Source organism: Thermostichus sp. MS-CIW-25 (assembly GCF_054060015.1).
In genome coordinates, this window is sequence record NZ_JBSSCS010000004.1 from 15932 (window position 1) to 31901 (window position 15970).

General features: G+C 58.2%; 16 protein-coding genes. 8 read left to right on the plus strand and 8 right to left on the minus strand.

The window, feature by feature from the left end:
- The first annotated feature begins 32 nt into the window (after positions 1–32).
- Complete coding sequence (locus ACVWZ1_RS02480) at positions 33–1283, plus strand: LL-diaminopimelate aminotransferase (RefSeq protein ID WP_414373488.1); 1251 nt, start codon at positions 33–35, stop codon at positions 1281–1283.
- A gap of 19 nt (positions 1284–1302) precedes the next feature.
- On the opposite strand, the gene ACVWZ1_RS02485 is transcribed toward ACVWZ1_RS02480, so the two are convergent.
- The 4 genes from ACVWZ1_RS02485 to dpsA all read right to left on the minus strand — a co-directional run bounded on the left by ACVWZ1_RS02485 (position 1303) and on the right by dpsA (position 4003).
- Complete coding sequence (locus ACVWZ1_RS02485; RefSeq protein WP_414408186.1) at positions 1303–2310, minus strand: Gfo/Idh/MocA family protein; 1008 nt, start codon at positions 2308–2310, stop codon at positions 1303–1305.
- Positions 2311–2445: 135 nt separating this feature from the next.
- Positions 2446–3066 carry a (2Fe-2S) ferredoxin domain-containing protein gene (locus ACVWZ1_RS02490; protein ID WP_457502437.1) on the minus strand — a complete coding sequence of 207 codons (621 nt, stop codon included), beginning with the start codon at positions 3064–3066 and terminating at the stop codon, positions 2446–2448.
- The gene (locus tag ACVWZ1_RS02495; RefSeq protein WP_457466041.1) at positions 3050–3328 is read right to left on the minus strand and encodes an Asr1405/Asl0597 family protein; all 279 of its coding nucleotides are present in this window, start codon (positions 3326–3328) and stop codon (positions 3050–3052) included. The genes ACVWZ1_RS02490 and ACVWZ1_RS02495 overlap by 17 nt, the downstream gene beginning before the upstream one ends.
- A 123-nt stretch (positions 3329–3451) precedes the next feature.
- Positions 3452–4003: a DNA starvation/stress protection protein DpsA gene (gene dpsA, locus ACVWZ1_RS02500; RefSeq protein ID WP_457502438.1), complete on the minus strand. Its 552-nt coding sequence runs from the start codon at positions 4001–4003 to the stop codon at positions 3452–3454.
- A gap of 289 nt (positions 4004–4292) precedes the next feature.
- On the opposite strand from dpsA, the gene ACVWZ1_RS02505 reads away from it, so the two are divergent.
- On the plus strand, positions 4293–5555 hold the full coding sequence (locus ACVWZ1_RS02505; protein WP_457466039.1) for a YcjF family protein: 1263 nt from the start codon (positions 4293–4295) through the stop codon (positions 5553–5555).
- Here the strand turns inward: ACVWZ1_RS02505 and ACVWZ1_RS02510 are convergent.
- Positions 5547–6551 (minus strand): glycosyltransferase family 2 protein, encoded by a 1005-nt coding sequence (locus tag ACVWZ1_RS02510; protein WP_457466037.1) that lies wholly within the window; start codon positions 6549–6551, stop codon positions 5547–5549. The genes ACVWZ1_RS02505 and ACVWZ1_RS02510 overlap by 9 nt on opposite strands.
- A gap of 52 nt (positions 6552–6603) precedes the next feature.
- Positions 6604–7563 carry an Hsp33 family molecular chaperone HslO gene (gene hslO / locus ACVWZ1_RS02515; protein ID WP_414357280.1) on the minus strand — a complete coding sequence of 320 codons (960 nt, stop codon included), beginning with the start codon at positions 7561–7563 and terminating at the stop codon, positions 6604–6606.
- 319 nt (positions 7564–7882) lie between these two features.
- Between hslO and ACVWZ1_RS02520 the strand changes: the two genes are divergently transcribed.
- From ACVWZ1_RS02520 to ACVWZ1_RS02535, 4 genes are all read left to right on the plus strand, one after another.
- Positions 7883–8368: a globin family protein gene (locus ACVWZ1_RS02520; RefSeq protein ID WP_414373368.1), complete on the plus strand. Its 486-nt coding sequence runs from the start codon at positions 7883–7885 to the stop codon at positions 8366–8368.
- Positions 8369–8431: 63 nt separating this feature from the next.
- Positions 8432–8917 carry an allophycocyanin subunit beta gene (apcB, locus tag ACVWZ1_RS02525; RefSeq protein WP_414373367.1) on the plus strand — a complete coding sequence of 162 codons (486 nt, stop codon included), beginning with the start codon at positions 8432–8434 and terminating at the stop codon, positions 8915–8917.
- 167 nt (positions 8918–9084) lie between these two features.
- Positions 9085–9288, plus strand: coding sequence for a phycobilisome linker polypeptide (locus ACVWZ1_RS02530; RefSeq protein ID WP_414373364.1), 204 nt, complete (start codon positions 9085–9087; stop codon positions 9286–9288).
- Positions 9289–9420: 132 nt separating this feature from the next.
- Positions 9421–10482 carry an ABC transporter ATP-binding protein gene (locus ACVWZ1_RS02535; protein ID WP_414373362.1) on the plus strand — a complete coding sequence of 354 codons (1062 nt, stop codon included), beginning with the start codon at positions 9421–9423 and terminating at the stop codon, positions 10480–10482.
- Here ACVWZ1_RS02535 and ACVWZ1_RS02540 read toward each other — a convergent pair.
- Positions 10479–12119: a 2-isopropylmalate synthase gene (locus tag ACVWZ1_RS02540; RefSeq protein ID WP_414373361.1), complete on the minus strand. Its 1641-nt coding sequence runs from the start codon at positions 12117–12119 to the stop codon at positions 10479–10481. The two genes, ACVWZ1_RS02535 and ACVWZ1_RS02540, sit on opposite strands and share 4 nt — an antisense overlap.
- Positions 12120–12178: 59 nt before the next feature.
- Entirely contained in the window at positions 12179–13081 is a 903-nt protein-coding gene (locus ACVWZ1_RS02545; RefSeq protein ID WP_457466031.1) for an arylamine N-acetyltransferase family protein, read from the minus strand.
- A 282-nt stretch (positions 13082–13363) separates the two neighbouring features.
- On the opposite strand from ACVWZ1_RS02545, the gene ACVWZ1_RS02550 reads away from it, so the two are divergent.
- Together ACVWZ1_RS02550 and ACVWZ1_RS02555 are read left to right on the plus strand one after the other, a co-directional pair.
- Positions 13364–13645, plus strand: a complete 282-nt coding sequence (locus tag ACVWZ1_RS02550) for a MoaD/ThiS family protein (protein ID WP_414408120.1) — start codon at positions 13364–13366, stop codon at positions 13643–13645.
- A 59-nt stretch (positions 13646–13704) separates the two neighbouring features.
- Positions 13705–15843, plus strand: a complete 2139-nt coding sequence (locus ACVWZ1_RS02555) for a polyribonucleotide nucleotidyltransferase (RefSeq protein WP_414349690.1) — start codon at positions 13705–13707, stop codon at positions 15841–15843.
- Positions 15844–15970: the final 127 nt, after the last annotated feature.

Genomic DNA, 15970 nt, shown 5'->3' on the forward strand with positions numbered 1-15970 from the left:
GGGGAATGTCAACTCCTCTTCGGCAAATCTCCATGGCCAGGATCAACGACCATTTCCTTAAGCTCAAAGCCGGCTATCTTTTCCCTGAAATTGCCCGACGGGTACAATCCTTTGCCGCCGCCCATCCCGAAGCTCAGATCATCAAAATGGGGATTGGCGATGTCACCGAGCCGCTGCCGGAAGCCTGTCGGACAGCCATGATCCGGGCGGTGGAAGAGATGGGGGAACGGGCCACCTTCCGCGGCTATGGGCCAGAACAAGGCTATGAGTGGCTGCGCCAGGCCATTGCCCAGCACGACTTCCAAGCTCGCAACTGCGATATCGATGCTTCCGAGATCTTCGTCTCCGATGGCTCCAAGTGCGACTGCGGCAACATCCTGGATATCCTCGGCCACGACAACACCATTGCCATCACGGATCCCGTCTATCCGGTTTATGTGGACACCAACGTGATGGCGGGCCATACAGGGCCAGCCAACGAACGCGGCGAATATGAGGGCCTAGTCTATCTGCCCATCACCGCCGAAAATCACTTCACCGCCAGCCTGCCCAGCCAAAAGGTGGATGTGATCTACCTCTGCTTCCCCAATAACCCCACAGGTGCAGTGGCCACGCGGGAGCATCTGCAGAACTGGGTGGACTATGCCCGTGCCCACAACTCCTTGATCCTGTTCGACGCCGCCTACGAAGCTTACATCACCGAGCCTGGGATCCCCCACTCCATCTACGAGATTCCGGGGGCGCGGGAATGCGCTATTGAGTTCCGCTCCTTTTCCAAAACCGCTGGGTTTACCGGCACCCGCTGCGCCTTTACGGTAGTGCCCAAGTCTGTGCGGGGGCAAGCTGCCGATGGATCCTGGGTGGATCTGTGGAGCTTGTGGTATCGCCGCCAATCCACCAAGTTCAACGGGGTGTCCTACATTGTGCAACGAGGGGCAGAGGCAGTTTATTCCGAAGCGGGGCAGGCGCAGGTGCGAGGTCTGGTGCAGTTTTACCTGGAAAATGCCCGCATCATTCGCGAGCAATTGGCCGAGGTGGGGATCCAAGTCTATGGCGGCGTGAATGCCCCCTACGTCTGGGTGAAAACACCCGCTGGGCTGAGCAGTTGGGAGTTTTTCGACAAGCTGTTGCACACCTGCCATGTGGTGGGTACCCCCGGCTCTGGCTTCGGCAGCGCCGGAGAGGGCTATCTGCGCCTGTCAGCTTTCAACAGCCGCGCCAACGTGGAAGAGGCGATGCGCCGCATCGGCAGCGTGTTTGCGGGGGCTGGAGCCGTTGGTTAATTGGGTCTTGACTCTGGGATCAATCCTGAACGGGAACCACCTGCTGGGTTTGGGCAGATCGCTCGGCTGCCTCGGCCACTGCCAGGGCGTGGAGCATGTTTTCGGTATTGATGTAGAGGGGTCTGCCGTGGCGCAGGTGATCCAGCACCATGCGGGTGTCTTGCTCGAAGAGGCCGTGGCGGGATCCCGTCTCTAGAGAATGGGCGCTGCCGGGCCGCAACAACATTGCCTCTTCGCCGTTGATCAACAGGCCCCCCCGTTGGCCGTGAAACTCCAACAGCCGTTGGGAACACCACAGGGATTCCCCCTTGCCATACGTCAACACCGCCAGCAACCCATTGGCAAAACTCAGTTGGGCTGTGCAGTAGCAACTGCTGTAGCGGTGGGGCAGGTCCGGCCCGTCGTAGCGCAGTTGGCAGCTCACCCGTTCCACCTTGCCCAACAAGTCCACCAAGCGGTGGATGCGAGAAACAGCCCCTATGAGAGGGAAGCCAAACAACTCAGGCCGATAGGTCCAGCGGTCGGGGGCGGGGTGGGCGGCGGTGAGGGTAATGTAGCGGACGGCAAAGAGCTTGCCCAGCCCTTCCAGCTCTCGTTTCAGCAACAGGTGGACGCCGCTGATCAGCTCAATGTGTTCGACGTGCAGCAGCACCTGCCGCTCGGCTGCCAATTGCACCAAAGAACGTGCTTCGGCAGCGCTCAAGGCAAGGGGATATTCCACGACGGTGTGGATCCCGGCCTCCAGAGCAGCACGGGCCATGGCGGCATGATCCCGATTGATGGTGCTGACAAAGACCAGATCCAGCCGGTGATCCTGGAGCAGAGCAGGCCAATCTGGACAGGCCACCGCCCCAAATTCAGCCGCAAAGGAGCTTGCCCGCTCTGGATGTCGACCGGCAATCGCCACAACCTGCGCTCGGCCATCCTTGCTCACTGCCTCAGCCCGTGAGCGAGCGGCATAGCCAGTGCCGATGATCCCCACCCGCAAGGTCTGTTCCCTCCCCTCGCCTAGCCCTGTCTTCAGCATCACACAGCAGGGATCCTTTGTACCACCCGGCAATCCGGATCTCGCTCCGCCTAGGTTTGCCGGAAAACTCCTGCTGCACCCTTTGATTTTGTGCCTACCTCACAGAGCTGTTCGCCGGTGGGGATCCCATGGGCGTTAGGAAGAAGCTGCTGCTTCAACCTCTTGGAGTTGCGGCGAGGAAAGCGGAAAATGCCGCTCCAACAAAGCCGGGATCCCCTGGGGGGAAACGCCGCTATAACGAGCCTTGTCGGGCATAAACACCACATGGGGGCCCCGTTTACAATCTTTCATGCAGCCCACCCCCTGCACGCAAATCGAACCGGAGTAGGCGGCCAAATGGGAGTTCAAGGCTTGCATCACCGCTCCGGCCCCCCGCCGATAACAGTCGGATTTCTGGCAGACCAGCACCTTACCTTTGACCTTTGGGACAACCGGCTCCGTCTCACCCCCGGAAGCTGGAGCTGTCGTCAAAGACATACCCTCCGCCTTCTCTCCGAGGGGAACCACCCGGTAAAGCACCCATTTTTCTCGCCCTTTGTGCAGATCCACTTCTCGCTCCCCCGAGATCTGCACCGCATCGCCAGGTTTGAGGGTGCGGTAAAGGGCAGAACGCAGGGGCTTGGGGATCTTGCCGGAAAAAACGTCCGCTCCGGCTTGCCAACGCAGGTACTTGAGCTTGCCGTCTTTATCGGGAAGAAATCCCAAAAACCGGCCTTCCGACTCAAACGGGATCCCTTGCTTAGGAAACTTGCTCATCTTGACCCCCAGCCTCCGTGTTGAGCTGCCAACAAGCCTCTAGGCCATCCAATAGCTCCTGTCGTCGCGCTGTGTGCTGACGGATCACGCTGCGCACCTGTAGAACGGCCAACGGAGTACTCGCCTCCACCCGCAGACGGCCATCTCCCGTACAAACTGCCGGGATCCCCAATTCCATCAGCCGCCGACCAACGCGCCAGCGCTCGCCCAGAGGAATGTTCAAGAGATAGCCGCGCTCAGAGTCCAGAAAGACGGGGTTCATGGCCGGGATCAGCACCTCAGAGTAAAGAATAGTGAAGAGATGAAACAAATTCTCAATAGCTTTTCAAAAAAAAGCCAGAGGTCGGAAACCAGGCAGGCTCAAGCCCACCTGTGGACCTTCTGGCTAGGCTCTGCCGTTCATCAAGCCAAAGACCAGGCTGTCGTTGGCCAGGAAGTGATGGAGATGGAAGGCGCGATCCTCTGTCTTCAACAGGATCTGCTCGTAGAGGTAGCGGGTGGCCCGATCCCCAAGGCTCTCCGCCTGGGCTGCCTGCCGCCGCAGCAGATCGATGATGGCCTGCTCTGCCGCCAGGTCGTTCATCAACATTTGCCGTGCCTCAAAAGCTCCATCTGGCTCAGGGGTAAAGCAGCAAAGCTGGGCCAAGGTGGCAAAGCTGGCTACCGGCACACCTCCCAGCCCTTCTAGGCGTTCTCCCAGGTCGTGGACATGCTCCCTCGCCTGCTCGTAGTGATCTTTGAAGAGTTGGTGCAGCGGATAGAACTCAGTGCCTTCTACCACGAAGTGATGCTTCTGGTACTGCAAGTACAGCCCCTGAAAGCTGGCCAGCAGGGCGTTCATCCCCTCGCAAACCGGCTGGGTTATCTCAGTGCCAAGCAAGACAGGATTGTCGCGCACGCTGTTGAAAGACTGGCGCAGGGTTGAAGTTTCGTACATAAAATTCTCCAGCACAAGTTAAGAGGAGCTGCGAATCCTAAACTGCCCGCCATAGCGGGCCTGGGATCCTTGGGTGTTTATCTCCAAGTCTAGCATAGTGCAGAAAATGGCTCTTGTGAATAACTCTCAATAAGCCCGTTGTTGCAGATCCCTTTGGAGTGGGATCAGGGCGCGGACAGATTTGCTCTTTGCTGGGGCAGTCTCCTGTATAGGAAGAAACTTGGCGGTAGGATCCCCCCTGGGCTACCCTTGTGGGGCTATCAGCCTCGAGGAAGCCAGAGCAAGAAGCATGTCTCAGAAAAGCCCATCCCTTCTGGACAAACTGATTGACCTAACCCGCCAAACGGTTGACCGTGCCCGAGGCATCCCAGAAGCTTCTGAATCTCTCGAGAAGCCAGAAGCCTTTAAGTCTTTCTGGAATTCGGTGTCTCAGATACTACAGAAGGACCTCCTAGAGGCGCAGACAGAGTTGGGCCACTGCAACATCCTGGTCATTGGCAAAAGCGGGGTGGGCAAGAGCACCTTGGTCAATGCAGTGTTTAGAGATGAGCTGGCCCGTACCGGTGTTGGCAGCCCCGTCACCCGCCACATTCGTCAGTATTCCAAGCCAGGTTGCCCAATCACCATCTACGATACACCTGGCATGGAACTAGACGGTGAACAGAATCAGCAAGTTCGCCTGGAGGTTTCCCAGCTTATCGAGGAGCTGCGCTTTAAGGATCCTGAACATCACATCCATGTTGTTTGGTACTGCCTCCACCACGAACTGAAGCGGTTGGAGGAAGTTGAACGCAAATGGCTAAAGGAGTTGGAACTCAAAGACGTTCCCGTCATCTTGGTCTTAACCCAATGCTTGGAATATCCCAATCCTGAAGAGAGCGAGTTTTTCCGGTATTTGCAGCATCAAAATTTGCCTGTCCGCTACATTGTTCCCGTTTTGGCCCGCAACAAGGCGATTAACCGGCAAATTACCATTCCTGCCCACGGGCTGGAGCACCTAATTGGCTGCACGCTAGAGCTTTTGCCGGAAGTGGCTCGCCTTGCCTTTATCCGCCAGCAATTGCTGCGGGTGGATCTCAAAGCCGAGGCTGCCTTTAAGTACGTATCAGGCTATGTGGCCAGTGCAGCGTTTATCGGGGCAGTGCCCCTTCCCTTTGCAGATGCCCCTCTGTTGGTTACAGCCCAAGCAGGCATGATTGCCAATATCAGCTTTATTTTTGGCTTCGAGGCTTCCCCTTCTTTTTACTACTCTTTGATAGCCGCTTTGGCAGGCACTACAATTACAACAGCAATCGGGCGAACGATTGTGTCCAACTTGCTGAAGATGATTCCCGGCCCGGGGATTGTAGGCAGCGCTATCCAATCCACTACGGCAGCCACCCTCACTCTCTCTCTGGGCCTGGCCTATATCGAGCTGATGAAGGCCATCGCCCGCGCCAAAATCCAAGGGATCCAGCTATCTCCAGAAGAGATGAAAGATATCTTTATACGCGAGTACCAAAGTTATGCTGCCTCGGGATCCAAAACTCTGAAAGATGACTTTTCATCCTAGCTTTTGCGTAGGTACTGAATCTAGGGCAGGGGAAGGTCGTGGGGTCTCAAACCCAAAGGTGCCATCGACCAGGTAGAGGGGGCGGCCTTTCACTTCTTCAAAAACGCGGCCTAAATACTCGCCAATCACGCCCAAGCTGATCAGCTGGATCCCGCCCAAAAACAAGATCATCACCGCTAAAGAGGCATAGCCAGGTACATCGGAGCCAAAGAGCAAGGTGCGGATGATCAGAAAAAGACCGTAGAGCAAAGCCAGCACGGAAATCCCCAGACCCAAATAGCTCCACACCCGCAAGGGCCAGGAGCTGAAGGAGGTGATCCCTTCCAAGGCCAGGTTCCAGAGCCGCCAATAGTTCCACTGGGTTTTGCCGCGAAAACGGGGAGCCCGATCGTAAAAGATGGCCACCTGACGATAGCCCACCCAGGCAAAGATCCCTTTCATAAAGCGGGTGCGCTCCCGCAGTTGCTTAATCGCCTCCACCACCTGCCGATCCAGCAGTCGAAAATCCCCCGTATTGCGCGGGATCCGCACCTGGCTGAGTTGATCGATCACCCAATAAAACCCGTTGGCAGTCAAGCGTTTTAGCCAGCTTTCCCCTTGGCGGCTGCGGCGCACCGCATAAACCACCTGATAGCCCTGCCGCCACTGCTGCAGCATCTCCGGGATCAGCTCCGGCGGATCTTGCAGGTCGGCATCGATGGGAACGACAGCGTTGCCAGAGGCGTGATCGAGGCCGGCGGTGAGGGCGATCTCCTTGCCAAAACACCGGGAAAGGTTCACCACTTTGATGCGGGGATCCTGATGGTGAAAGGCGATCAGCTTTTCCAGTGTGTCGTCTTGGCTGCCATCGTTGACACAAATGATCTCGTAGGGAATCCCTAAAGGATCCAAGGTCTGCCGCAGACGCTCAAACAGGTGTTCCAGGTTATCCGCCTCATTTTTGCAGGGGACAACAACCGATAATTCAACCAACTCAACCGGGGGCTCAGACAACATCGAGAGGTGTCAGAAAACAATGAGGATCCCGTAGTTGGCCATCATTTTGCCATTAGGGGGTGGCCGACATCTCCGCCACAATCGAGCGCAGCTCATCCTCTGAGATGCGATAAACCTCGTTGCAAAAGTGGCAAACTGCCTCTGCCCCCTTATCGGTGTGGATCATATCGAGCAATTCGTCCCGCCCCAACATGCGCAGAGCCCCCTTCACCCGGTCGGAATTGCACTTGCAGTAGAAGCGGATGGTGCGCATTTCCGGCGCAATTTTCAGATCCAGGTCGCCCAGGCAAAGTTGCAACAGCTCCCGCAAGCCGCCGCCGCAAGCCAACATCGGGCTAAACTCTTCCACTTTGGCCAAACGGGCCTCCATCTCCGGAATCAGACTGGCCGGCGCCCCTGGCATCAGTTGCAACAACACCCCACCGGCGGCACGTACCCGCTGCGAGTCAAGGTTTACCCCCAGAAGGACTGCCGAGGGAATCTGCTCTGAGGAGGAGAGGTAGTAGGTGATATCGTCTCCCACCTCTCCCGAAACCAGCTCCACCGCGCTGGTGTAGGGCTGGCCGTACCCCAGATCCCGCAGCACGTGTAGGTAGCCATAGCGCCCAACGGCTTGGCCTACATCCAACTTGCTCTCGGCAGTGAGGGGAAGCTCAATGGCGGGGTTGCTCACATACCCGCGTACCGTGCCATCCAAGCCGGCATCTACCCAGATGTTGCCCAAGGGGCCATTTCCTTTCAGTTGCAGGTTAATCCGCGCCTGGCGCCGCTTCAGGTTGGCCGCTAGCAACAGGGCTGCACTCATGGCCCGCCCCAGAGCCACCGTCGCGACATAGGACAGCTTGTGCCGTTCCCGTGCCTCTTGTACCGCCTGGGTAGACACCAAGCCCACCACCCGAATTTTGCCTTCTGCCGCCGTGGCCCGGATCAGGTGATCCGGAAGAGATGAGGGCGTACCCTCAGAAATGCTTTTCGCTCGCTTCAATCGTTCTGACCCAGAGGCATCCGTCATCGCAACCTCAACGCATGTCTTAAGTCAAGCCTGCAGGGATCCCCTGGCAACTCAACCTTCATTCTCCTTTATTCTAACGTTAAGATTGTATCCCTCTCTTGCCGGACTTTGGGGAAGGAACTGTCCCATCGGGGCGGGAATGAGACTGTCCGCTCTGAAAGACCTACGCAACACTGGTCGCGCCAGCGGGACGGCCCTTTTCTGGGAGAGATTTTAAGAAGTGTGAAGATCTGAGATGGCAGACGGCAAGCATATCGGAAAATAGCTTGCGGGTATGCTCGTCATACTCTTTAAAAAATCGACTTGAGGATGGATATCCATGAGTGTTGTTACGAAATCGATTGTGAACGCGGACGCGGAGGCCCGCTACCTCAGCCCGGGGGAACTGGATCGGATCAAGTCCTTTGTCACCTCGGGCGAGAAGCGGTTGCGCATTGCTCAAGTCTTGACCGAGTCTCGTGAGCGCATCGTCAAACAAGCTGCCGACCAACTCTTCCAGAAGCGCCCCGACATTGTTTCTCCGGGGGGCAATGCCTACGGGGAAGAGATGACGGCGACTTGCCTGCGGGATATGGACTACTACCTGCGCCTGATCACTTACGGCATCATTGCCGGCGATGTCACCCCGATTGAAGAGATCGGCCTGGTGGGTGTCCGCGAGATGTACAACTCCCTGGGCACACCCATTCCGGCGGTGGCCGAGAGCATTCGTCAAATGAAGCAGGTGGCCATGGGTCTGCTCTCTCCTGACGATGCGGCTGAAGCTGGCTACTACTTCGACTTTGTGGTAGGGGCAATGGGCTAGTCCCTCATTGTTCTTGCCGCACAACCTTTTGCTGTTCACCGATTTGGATTTAGGAAGCTCATCATGCAAGACGCAATTACCGCTGTGATCAACAGCTACGATGTCCAAGGCAAGTATCTGGACAGCTCGGCTATGGAGAAGTTGAAAGCCTTCTTCGCCACGGGCGAGCTGCGGGTGCGGGCGGCTGCCACCATTGCTGCCAATGCTTCCACCATCGTCAAGGATGCTGCTGCCAAGGCGTTGCTGTACTCCGATCTCACCCGTCCCGGTGGCAACATGTACACCACCCGTCGCTATGCCGCTTGCATCCGCGACATGGACTACTACCTGCGCTATGCCACCTACGCCATGCTGGCCGGGGATCCCTCTATTCTGGATGAGCGGGTGCTGAACGGACTCAAGGAAACCTACAATTCGCTGGGGGTACCCATTGGGGCCACCATCCAGGCCATCCAAGCCATGAAAGAAGTGACTGCCGCTCTGGTGGGTGCCGATGCCGGCAAGGAAATGGGGGTGTACTTCGATTACATCTGCTCTGGCCTGAGCTAACTGCCAGCGTCATTGCCTCGGCGTGAGGTTCATTGTCCAACGAGCACGACGGGCGATTTGCCACAGGGATCTGGTGTGCTATCTGCGGTACGCGAGCTTTCTGAGGTGAGTCGCCTGTTCTGCTGGTCGAGATAGCCCATTTCGTTGTTGAGCAGGGATCCCATATCATGCGCATGTTTAAGATCACGGCCTGTGTGCCCAGCCAAACCCGGATTCGCACTCAGCGGGAGCTGCAAAATACCTACTTCACCAAGCTGGTGCCCTACGACAACTGGTTTCGGGAGCAGCAGCGCATCCAGAAATCGGGTGGCCGCATCCTGAAGGTGGAGCTGGCCACGGGTAAGCCCGGGATGGATGTAGGACTGTTGTAGTTCCCCTATCCAGTCGTTCCTTTCCCTCAGATACTGAGAATAGCCCTCTCCAGATCCGGTATGCCCAGCTCCAGAAGATTTGCCCTTGGGGTTGGGGTAGCGGGTCTGGCTATTTCGTGGGGGTAAGGACAGATGTCAACTGATGTTCCGACCCGGTTGGAGCCAATCATTGCCGCCCACAACCTGAGCAAAGTTTATCCAGTGGCCGTCAAGGATCCCGGAGTGGTTGGCACCTTGCGCCACTTTTTTCGTCGCACCTATCGCTACATCCCGGCGGTGCAGTCCGTGAGCTTTCAAGTTCAGCCGGGGGAGATGGTGGGATTCTTGGGGCCCAACGGGGCGGGCAAGACCACGACCCTCAAGATGTTGACCGGTTTAATCTATCCGTCCGGCGGCACGGTGCAGGTGGTCGGCCATGTGCCCTACCGCCGGGAGCCGGCTTTTTTGCGGCAGATCACCCTGGTGATGGGACAGAAGCAGCAGCTCATCTGGGATCTGCCGGCGATGGACTCTCTGCGCATCAACGCTGCCGTTTACGAGATCCCCGAAAAAGAGTTTCAAACTCGGGTGGGGGAGCTGGCAGAGCTGCTCGACCTAGAAAGCAAGCTGAAGCAACCGGTGCGCAAGCTCTCGCTGGGGGAGCGGATGAAGGCGGAGCTGTTGGCGGCTCTGTTGCACCGCCCGCAGATTTTGTTTTTGGACGAGCCCACCTTGGGGTTGGATGTCAACGCTCAGGCCGGTGTGCGGCAATTTCTGCGGGACTACAACCGCCGCTACGGAGCAACGGTGCTGTTGACCAGCCATTACATGGCCGATATTACTGCGCTGTGCCAACGGGTGCTGGTCATCAACGCGGGGCAGCTCATCTACGATGGCGACCTCGAGGGGCTGCTGGAGCGCTTTGCCCCCTACCGAGAGGTGAAGTTGGAATTGGCCCGCCCTTGCCCTGTGGCTCAACTGCAGCTCTATGGAGAGGTGCGCACGGATGGAGAGGCCGGCGGCTGTGAGGCGCGGCTTTGGGTGCAGCGGGAGCAGCTTACCCAGACGGTGGCGAAGCTGTTGGCGGAGCTGGAGGTGCTGGATCTAACGGTAACCGACCCGCCCATTGAGGAAGTGATCGGGCGGGTGTTTGCGGACGGGATCCCTTCTGGCAGCCCCCAAAGCGTTCGCACCAGCGGTGCAGAGCACCTTTAGATTTTTTGTGTGGCGGCCTCCCGTTGTTCAGGAGTGGAGCGCGCCGCATGCAGCGCAGAGTAGAGCTTGTTGAGGGCATTCATATAGGCTTGGGCAGAAGCGACAATGATGTCGGTGTTGGCGGCATGGCCGGAAAAGATGCGGTCTTCGTGGCGCAGGCGGATGGTGACTTCCCCAATGGCGTCGATGCCAGCGGTAACCGATTGGACGGAAAACTCGATCAGCTTGTTGGGGATATTGACGATGCGGTTGATGGCCTTGTACACCGCATCCACCGGGCCTGTGCCCACAGCAGCGTCCACCCGCTCTTCTCCTTCCGGGGTTACCAGCCGCACCGTGGCGGTGGGAGCTTCCCGATTGCCACACACCACTTGCACATGCTCCAGGCGATAGAGCTCCGGCACCGGGCGAGTTTCGTCGTTAACAATCGCTTCCAGATCCAGGTCGGAGATTTCTTTTTTCTTGTCGGCCAGTTCTTTGAAGCGCAAGAAGGCTCTGTTCAGATCTTGCTCCGACAGCTCGAATCCCAGTTCTTTCAGGCGGGTGCGGAAGGCATTGCGGCCCGAGTGCTTGCCCAACACCAAGGTGCTCGATTGCAGGCCAATGGTCTGGGCGTCCATGATCTCGTAGGTCTGGCGGTTTTTCAGCATGCCGTCCTGGTGGATGCCGGATTCGTGGGCAAAGGCGTTGGAGCCGACGATGGCCTTGTTGGGCTGCACCAACATGCCGGTGAGGTTAGAGACCAGGCGGGAGGTGCGATAGATCTCCTGGGTTTTGATGTGGGTGAGAGGCTTCTCGGAGTCCACCGGCAGGCCGAAGTAGGGGTTGAAGTAGCTGCGCCGCACGTGCAGGGCCATCACCAACTCTTCCAGCGCTGTGTTGCCGGCCCGCTCACCAATGCCGTTGACCGTCACTTCCACCTGACGTGCGCCCTGCTTGATCGCTTCCAAGAAGTTGGCCACCGAAACCCCCAGATCGTCGTGGCCATGCACGGAAAGGATCGCTTGCTTAATGTTGGGCACATTTTCGCGGATGCCCTTGATCAGTTGGCCAAACTCCTCCGGCATGACATAGCCGACGGTATCGGGGATGTTGATGGTTGTAGCCCCCGCCCGAATGGCCGCCTCAATCACCTGGTATAGGAACTCGGGATCGGAGCGGGTGGCGTCCATCATGGAGAACTCCACATCGTCCACGAAGGACTTGGCGTAGGCCACCATCTCCTCGGCAATTTGCAGCACTTCGGCGCGGGTTTTGCGCAACTGATACTTCAAGTGAATGTCTGAGGTGGAGATGAAGGTGTGGATGCGGGGCTTGGCAGCAGGCTTCAGGGCGGCGGCGGCGGCCTCAATGTCCGGCTTTAGGGCACGGGCCAGGCTGCAAATCACAGGGCCATCGGGGGTTCCCACCTGCTCGGCCACCTTCTGCACGGCCTCAAAGTCACCAGGGCTGGCATAGGCAAATCCCGCTTCGATGATATCGACGCCCAGCCGGGCCAACTGCCGGGCAATGGCCAGCTTTTCTTCGGTGTTGAGGGTGGCGCCGGGGCACTGCTCCCCGTCTCGCAGGGTGGTGTCGAAAATGAGTACGTGATCCAAAGCTTGGCCATCAAACGCAGCGACCGCGGCAGCATCCATAACGGTTACTGAGATAACGAAACATTGCCTTACTATTTTGACATTAACTGGCAGGGGTTCTAACCTGGCTCGGGGGAGATTGGGGTGGGCTCTGTTAAATTGCCATTTGGCTTGTTTTCCCTGCGTTCCTCGGCGGCAGAAGGAGATGGAGAAAGGTGGATCCCGAAGGCGCAAGCGAGCAGTTGTTCATACTCTTTCTCGTCCTTGAGAGGGCGTTCCCGGCGGCCTTCTGGAGTGGTCTCGATCCACTTGAAAGAGCCATTGGCGCGGGCGGTGAGGGTAATCCGTCCGGTTGGAGTGGCTAGGGTGCAAAGGCGGAGCCGAGTAAACATCGATTCTGGCGAAGTTTGGTGGAAGCGGCACATGGGCTCGAACTCCTGCAGGGAGCGTGGGATCCGATCCAGAAGAAACAGAGTTTTCCAGGTGTGATCCGGCTGTTCCTGCTGAACGAGCCAATACCGACGAGCGGTGGGATTCCCTGGCCAAGGGGTGAGGCGGTAGCGTCCTTCAGCCTGGGCCTGAACCCCAGGATCCCCCAGCCGCAGCGGTTCGCGAAAGGCATCCCCATACCCCACATCTGCCAGCCAGGCTGTATCGCCAATGTTCACCTGCACAGCCAAGTGGTCGCACTCAGGCCCAAAGCGGACATCGAACTCCGACCGGCTCACCTGTCCTGAGAGTAGGTGTACCGAAAACCCCATCCCCTGCAGGGCAGCGGCCAGCAGGCTGTTCAGCTCGAAGCAAAACCCACCCCGCCGCTCCCGGACAATCTTGTGAAACAGGGGATCCCGCTCCAGGCGAATGGCACGACCCCGATGAATGTCCAGATTTTCAAACGGCACCCGCAGCAGGTGGGCTAGGTGGATCTGGCGGAGGGTTTGCAGGGTGGGCTGGGTGGGGCCAACGTAGCCAATCCGATCCAAGTAGGCCCTGATTTGGGAGGGGGTCAGTGGCTCTAGCATCAGCACAGAAGCCGGTTGGCTGCCAAGCAAGCTTTTGGCCTACCCTAGCCTTGCCCCGGATCCCCGGCCAGAGCTAAAAGAACAGTTTTGTTTGGGCGACGCCCCAACCCCTCACCGGGATCTAGGAGGCGGGTATTTTTTCGCTTCTCCAGAGCCGATTTTTCTGGGGTTGTGGGGATCCCTGATGAGTAGGAGATGGGCAGAGGATTCTGGTGGACGGCCAGGCCCAAGCTTGCCCAAGATGGTTTACAAGATCGTTCAAAGCAGGTGGGAGCACTGTCGATGGTTGCTGCCCAAAATCCAGCCCCCGATGAGCTTTTTTCCATCACGCTGAAGCTCTTTGCCATCTATCAAGAAGTGATCGGACAAACTGAAATGTGCCTGCAGGTGAGCCCCGGTACCACCGTCGGGCAACTGTGCGATCAACTGATCCAGCGCTACCCCAGCTTGGCTCCTTGGCGCTCCCAAACGCGCTTCGGTCTCAACCTCAATTTTGTAGCTGCCGACACTCCCCTATCGGCGGGAGACGAAGTCGTTCTGATCCCTCCGGTCAGCGGGGGCTGAAAAGGAGCAAAAGGAGAATGCTACGATAGCGGCAAGAAAAAAAGAAGGCGAAGCGTTACATGGCAGAATACACTCGGTCGATTTCCTTTTATGGGCGGGAAATTGACATCAATATTGGGCTGATGGCCCCCCAGGCAGGGTGCGGGGTTTGGCTGACTTCGGGCGAAACCTCGATTTTGGTTACCGCCACACGGCAGCCAGGCCGGCCTGGCGTTGATTTTATGCCCTTGTTGGTCGATTACGAAGAGCGCCTCTACGCAGCGGGGCGGATCCCAGGGGGATATCTGCGGCGAGAAGGCCGGCCACCGGAACGGGCCACTTTGATCTCTCGCTTAATAGACCGACCCATTCGTCCGTTGTTCCCGGAATGGCTGCGGGATGATGTGCAGGTGGTGGCCACCACCCTCTCGGTGGACGATACGGTGCCGCCCGATGTGTTGTGTATTTTGGGAGCCTCGTTAGCCATTCACGGCGCTCGCATCCCCTTCAATGGCCCCGTGGCGGCGGTGCGGGTGGGCTTGGTCAAGGATGAATTTATCCTCAACCCCACCTATGCCGAAATTGAGGCGGGCGATCTGGATCTGGTGGTGGCCGGCTGTGCCGATGGCGTGATCATGGTGGAAGCCGGGGCCAACCAACTGCCGGAAAAGGATGTGGTGGAGGCCATCGAGTTTGGTTTTGAGGCCATCCAGGAGCTGCTCAAAGCCCAACAGCAAGTCCTGGCGGATCTCAACATCACCCCGGTAGAGCTGCCCCCTCCCCCCAAAAACGAGGAGCTGATTGCCTTTGTAGAAGAGCAGGCTCAGGAGGGCATTCGCTCCATTCTCAGGCAGTTTTTGGACAAGACCAGCCGGGAACAGCAACTGGAGGAGCTCAAGGCCAAGCTGGAGGCCCAAATCCAGGAACGGCCAGAGGGGGATCCCTTGCGGCTCTATCTTCTGGAAAACCCCAAAGAGTTGGACAACCAGTTCAAGGCTCTGCTCAAGAAGCTGATGCGCCAGCAAATCCTGCAAGAGGGGGTGCGGGTGGATGGACGCAAGCTGGACGAGGTGCGACCGGTCTCTTGCCGGGTGGGTTTGATCCCAAGGGTTCACGGCAGTGCCTTGTTCAATCGCGGCCTCACCCAAGTCCTTTCCATCACTACCCTCGGCACCCCCGGCGATGCCCAGGAGCTGGACGACTTGCACCCGGTGGATGAGAAGCGCTACATGCACCACTACAATTTTCCGGGCTTTTCGGTGGGAGAAACGCGGCCTTCACGCTCGCCGGGACGGCGGGAGATCGGTCATGGGGCGCTGGCGGAGCGGGCCTTGGTGCCGGTGCTGCCCAAGGAAGAGGAGTTTCCCTACGTGGTGAGGGTGGTGTCGGAAGTGCTCTCCTCCAATGGTTCCACCTCGATGGGATCCGTCTGTGGCTCTACTCTTTCCCTAATGGATGCTGGGGTGCCGATCAAAGCGCCGGTCAGCGGGGTGGCCATGGGCCTTATTAAGGAGGGGGACGAGGTGCGCATCCTCACCGACATCCAGGGGATCGAGGACTTTCTGGGGGACATGGACTTCAAGGTGGCCGGTACGCGGGCGGGGATCACTGCTTTGCAAATGGACATGAAAATCACCGGCATCACCGTTGACGTGGTGGAGCAGGCCATTCGGCAAGCCAAGGCCGGGCGCGAGTTCATCCTCGACAAGATGCTGGAGACCATTGCCGCCCCTCGACCCCAGTTGGCCAAAACAGCTCCCCGTCTGCTCACGTTCAAGGTGGATCCCGAGGATATCGGCAAGATTATCGGCCCTGGCGGCAAGACGGTGCGCGGCATCACCGAAGCGACGGGGGCCAAGGTGGACATCAGCGACGATGGCACGATCACCGTGTCTTCCTCGGTGGGGGGGCAAGCCGAAGCCGCTCGGGAGATGATCGAAAATCTGGTGCGGCGGGTGGAAGAGGGGCAGGTGTATTTGGGCAAGGTGACCCGCATCATCCCCATCGGCGCTTTTGTGGAGTTTTTGCCCGGCAAAGAAGGCATGATCCACATTTCGCAACTGGCGGAGTACCGCGTCGGCAGGGTGGAAGATGAGGTGGCTGTGGAGGATGAGGTGGTGGTCAAGGTGCGCAGCATCGATCACAAAGGCCGCATCAACCTCACTCGCCTCGGCATTAGCCCTGAGGAAGCAGCGCGGGTGCGCAACCATCACCACTGAGGCTGCGGTTTTCCCCCAGCAACGGGGGGGCCAGGGATCCCCTCGACAGCCGCCGGCAGCGGCCAAAATGGCAGAGAAAACTCCATCGCGACAGCGGTGCGGAGCGCTTTTTAGCTGGCTCGCGTCT

What these genes read in the sequence shown, in the direction of transcription:
- ACVWZ1_RS02480 (WP_414373488.1), top strand. Translation starts at nt 33, where the DNA reads ATGGCCAGGATCAACGACCATTTCCTTAAGCTCAAAGCCGGCTATCTT.
- ACVWZ1_RS02485 (WP_414408186.1), bottom strand. Translation starts at nt 2,310, where the DNA reads ATGCTGAAGACAGGGCTAGGCGAGGGGAGGGAACAGACCTTGCGGGTG.
- ACVWZ1_RS02490 (WP_457502437.1), bottom strand. Translation starts at nt 3,066, where the DNA reads ATGAGCAAGTTTCCTAAGCAAGGGATCCCGTTTGAGTCGGAAGGCCGG.
- ACVWZ1_RS02495 (WP_457466041.1), bottom strand. Translation starts at nt 3,328, where the DNA reads ATGAACCCCGTCTTTCTGGACTCTGAGCGCGGCTATCTCTTGAACATT.
- dpsA (WP_457502438.1), bottom strand. Translation starts at nt 4,003, where the DNA reads ATGTACGAAACTTCAACCCTGCGCCAGTCTTTCAACAGCGTGCGCGAC.
- ACVWZ1_RS02505 (WP_457466039.1), top strand. Translation starts at nt 4,293, where the DNA reads ATGTCTCAGAAAAGCCCATCCCTTCTGGACAAACTGATTGACCTAACC.
- ACVWZ1_RS02510 (WP_457466037.1), bottom strand. Translation starts at nt 6,551, where the DNA reads ATGTTGTCTGAGCCCCCGGTTGAGTTGGTTGAATTATCGGTTGTTGTC.
- hslO (WP_414357280.1), bottom strand. Translation starts at nt 7,563, where the DNA reads ATGACGGATGCCTCTGGGTCAGAACGATTGAAGCGAGCGAAAAGCATT.
- ACVWZ1_RS02520 (WP_414373368.1), top strand. Translation starts at nt 7,883, where the DNA reads ATGAGTGTTGTTACGAAATCGATTGTGAACGCGGACGCGGAGGCCCGC.
- apcB (WP_414373367.1), top strand. Translation starts at nt 8,432, where the DNA reads ATGCAAGACGCAATTACCGCTGTGATCAACAGCTACGATGTCCAAGGC.
- ACVWZ1_RS02530 (WP_414373364.1), top strand. Translation starts at nt 9,085, where the DNA reads ATGCGCATGTTTAAGATCACGGCCTGTGTGCCCAGCCAAACCCGGATT.
- ACVWZ1_RS02535 (WP_414373362.1), top strand. Translation starts at nt 9,421, where the DNA reads ATGTCAACTGATGTTCCGACCCGGTTGGAGCCAATCATTGCCGCCCAC.
- ACVWZ1_RS02540 (WP_414373361.1), bottom strand. Translation starts at nt 12,119, where the DNA reads ATGGATGCTGCCGCGGTCGCTGCGTTTGATGGCCAAGCTTTGGATCAC.
- ACVWZ1_RS02545 (WP_457466031.1), bottom strand. Translation starts at nt 13,081, where the DNA reads ATGCTAGAGCCACTGACCCCCTCCCAAATCAGGGCCTACTTGGATCGG.
- ACVWZ1_RS02550 (WP_414408120.1), top strand. Translation starts at nt 13,364, where the DNA reads ATGGTTGCTGCCCAAAATCCAGCCCCCGATGAGCTTTTTTCCATCACG.
- ACVWZ1_RS02555 (WP_414349690.1), top strand. Translation starts at nt 13,705, where the DNA reads ATGGCAGAATACACTCGGTCGATTTCCTTTTATGGGCGGGAAATTGAC.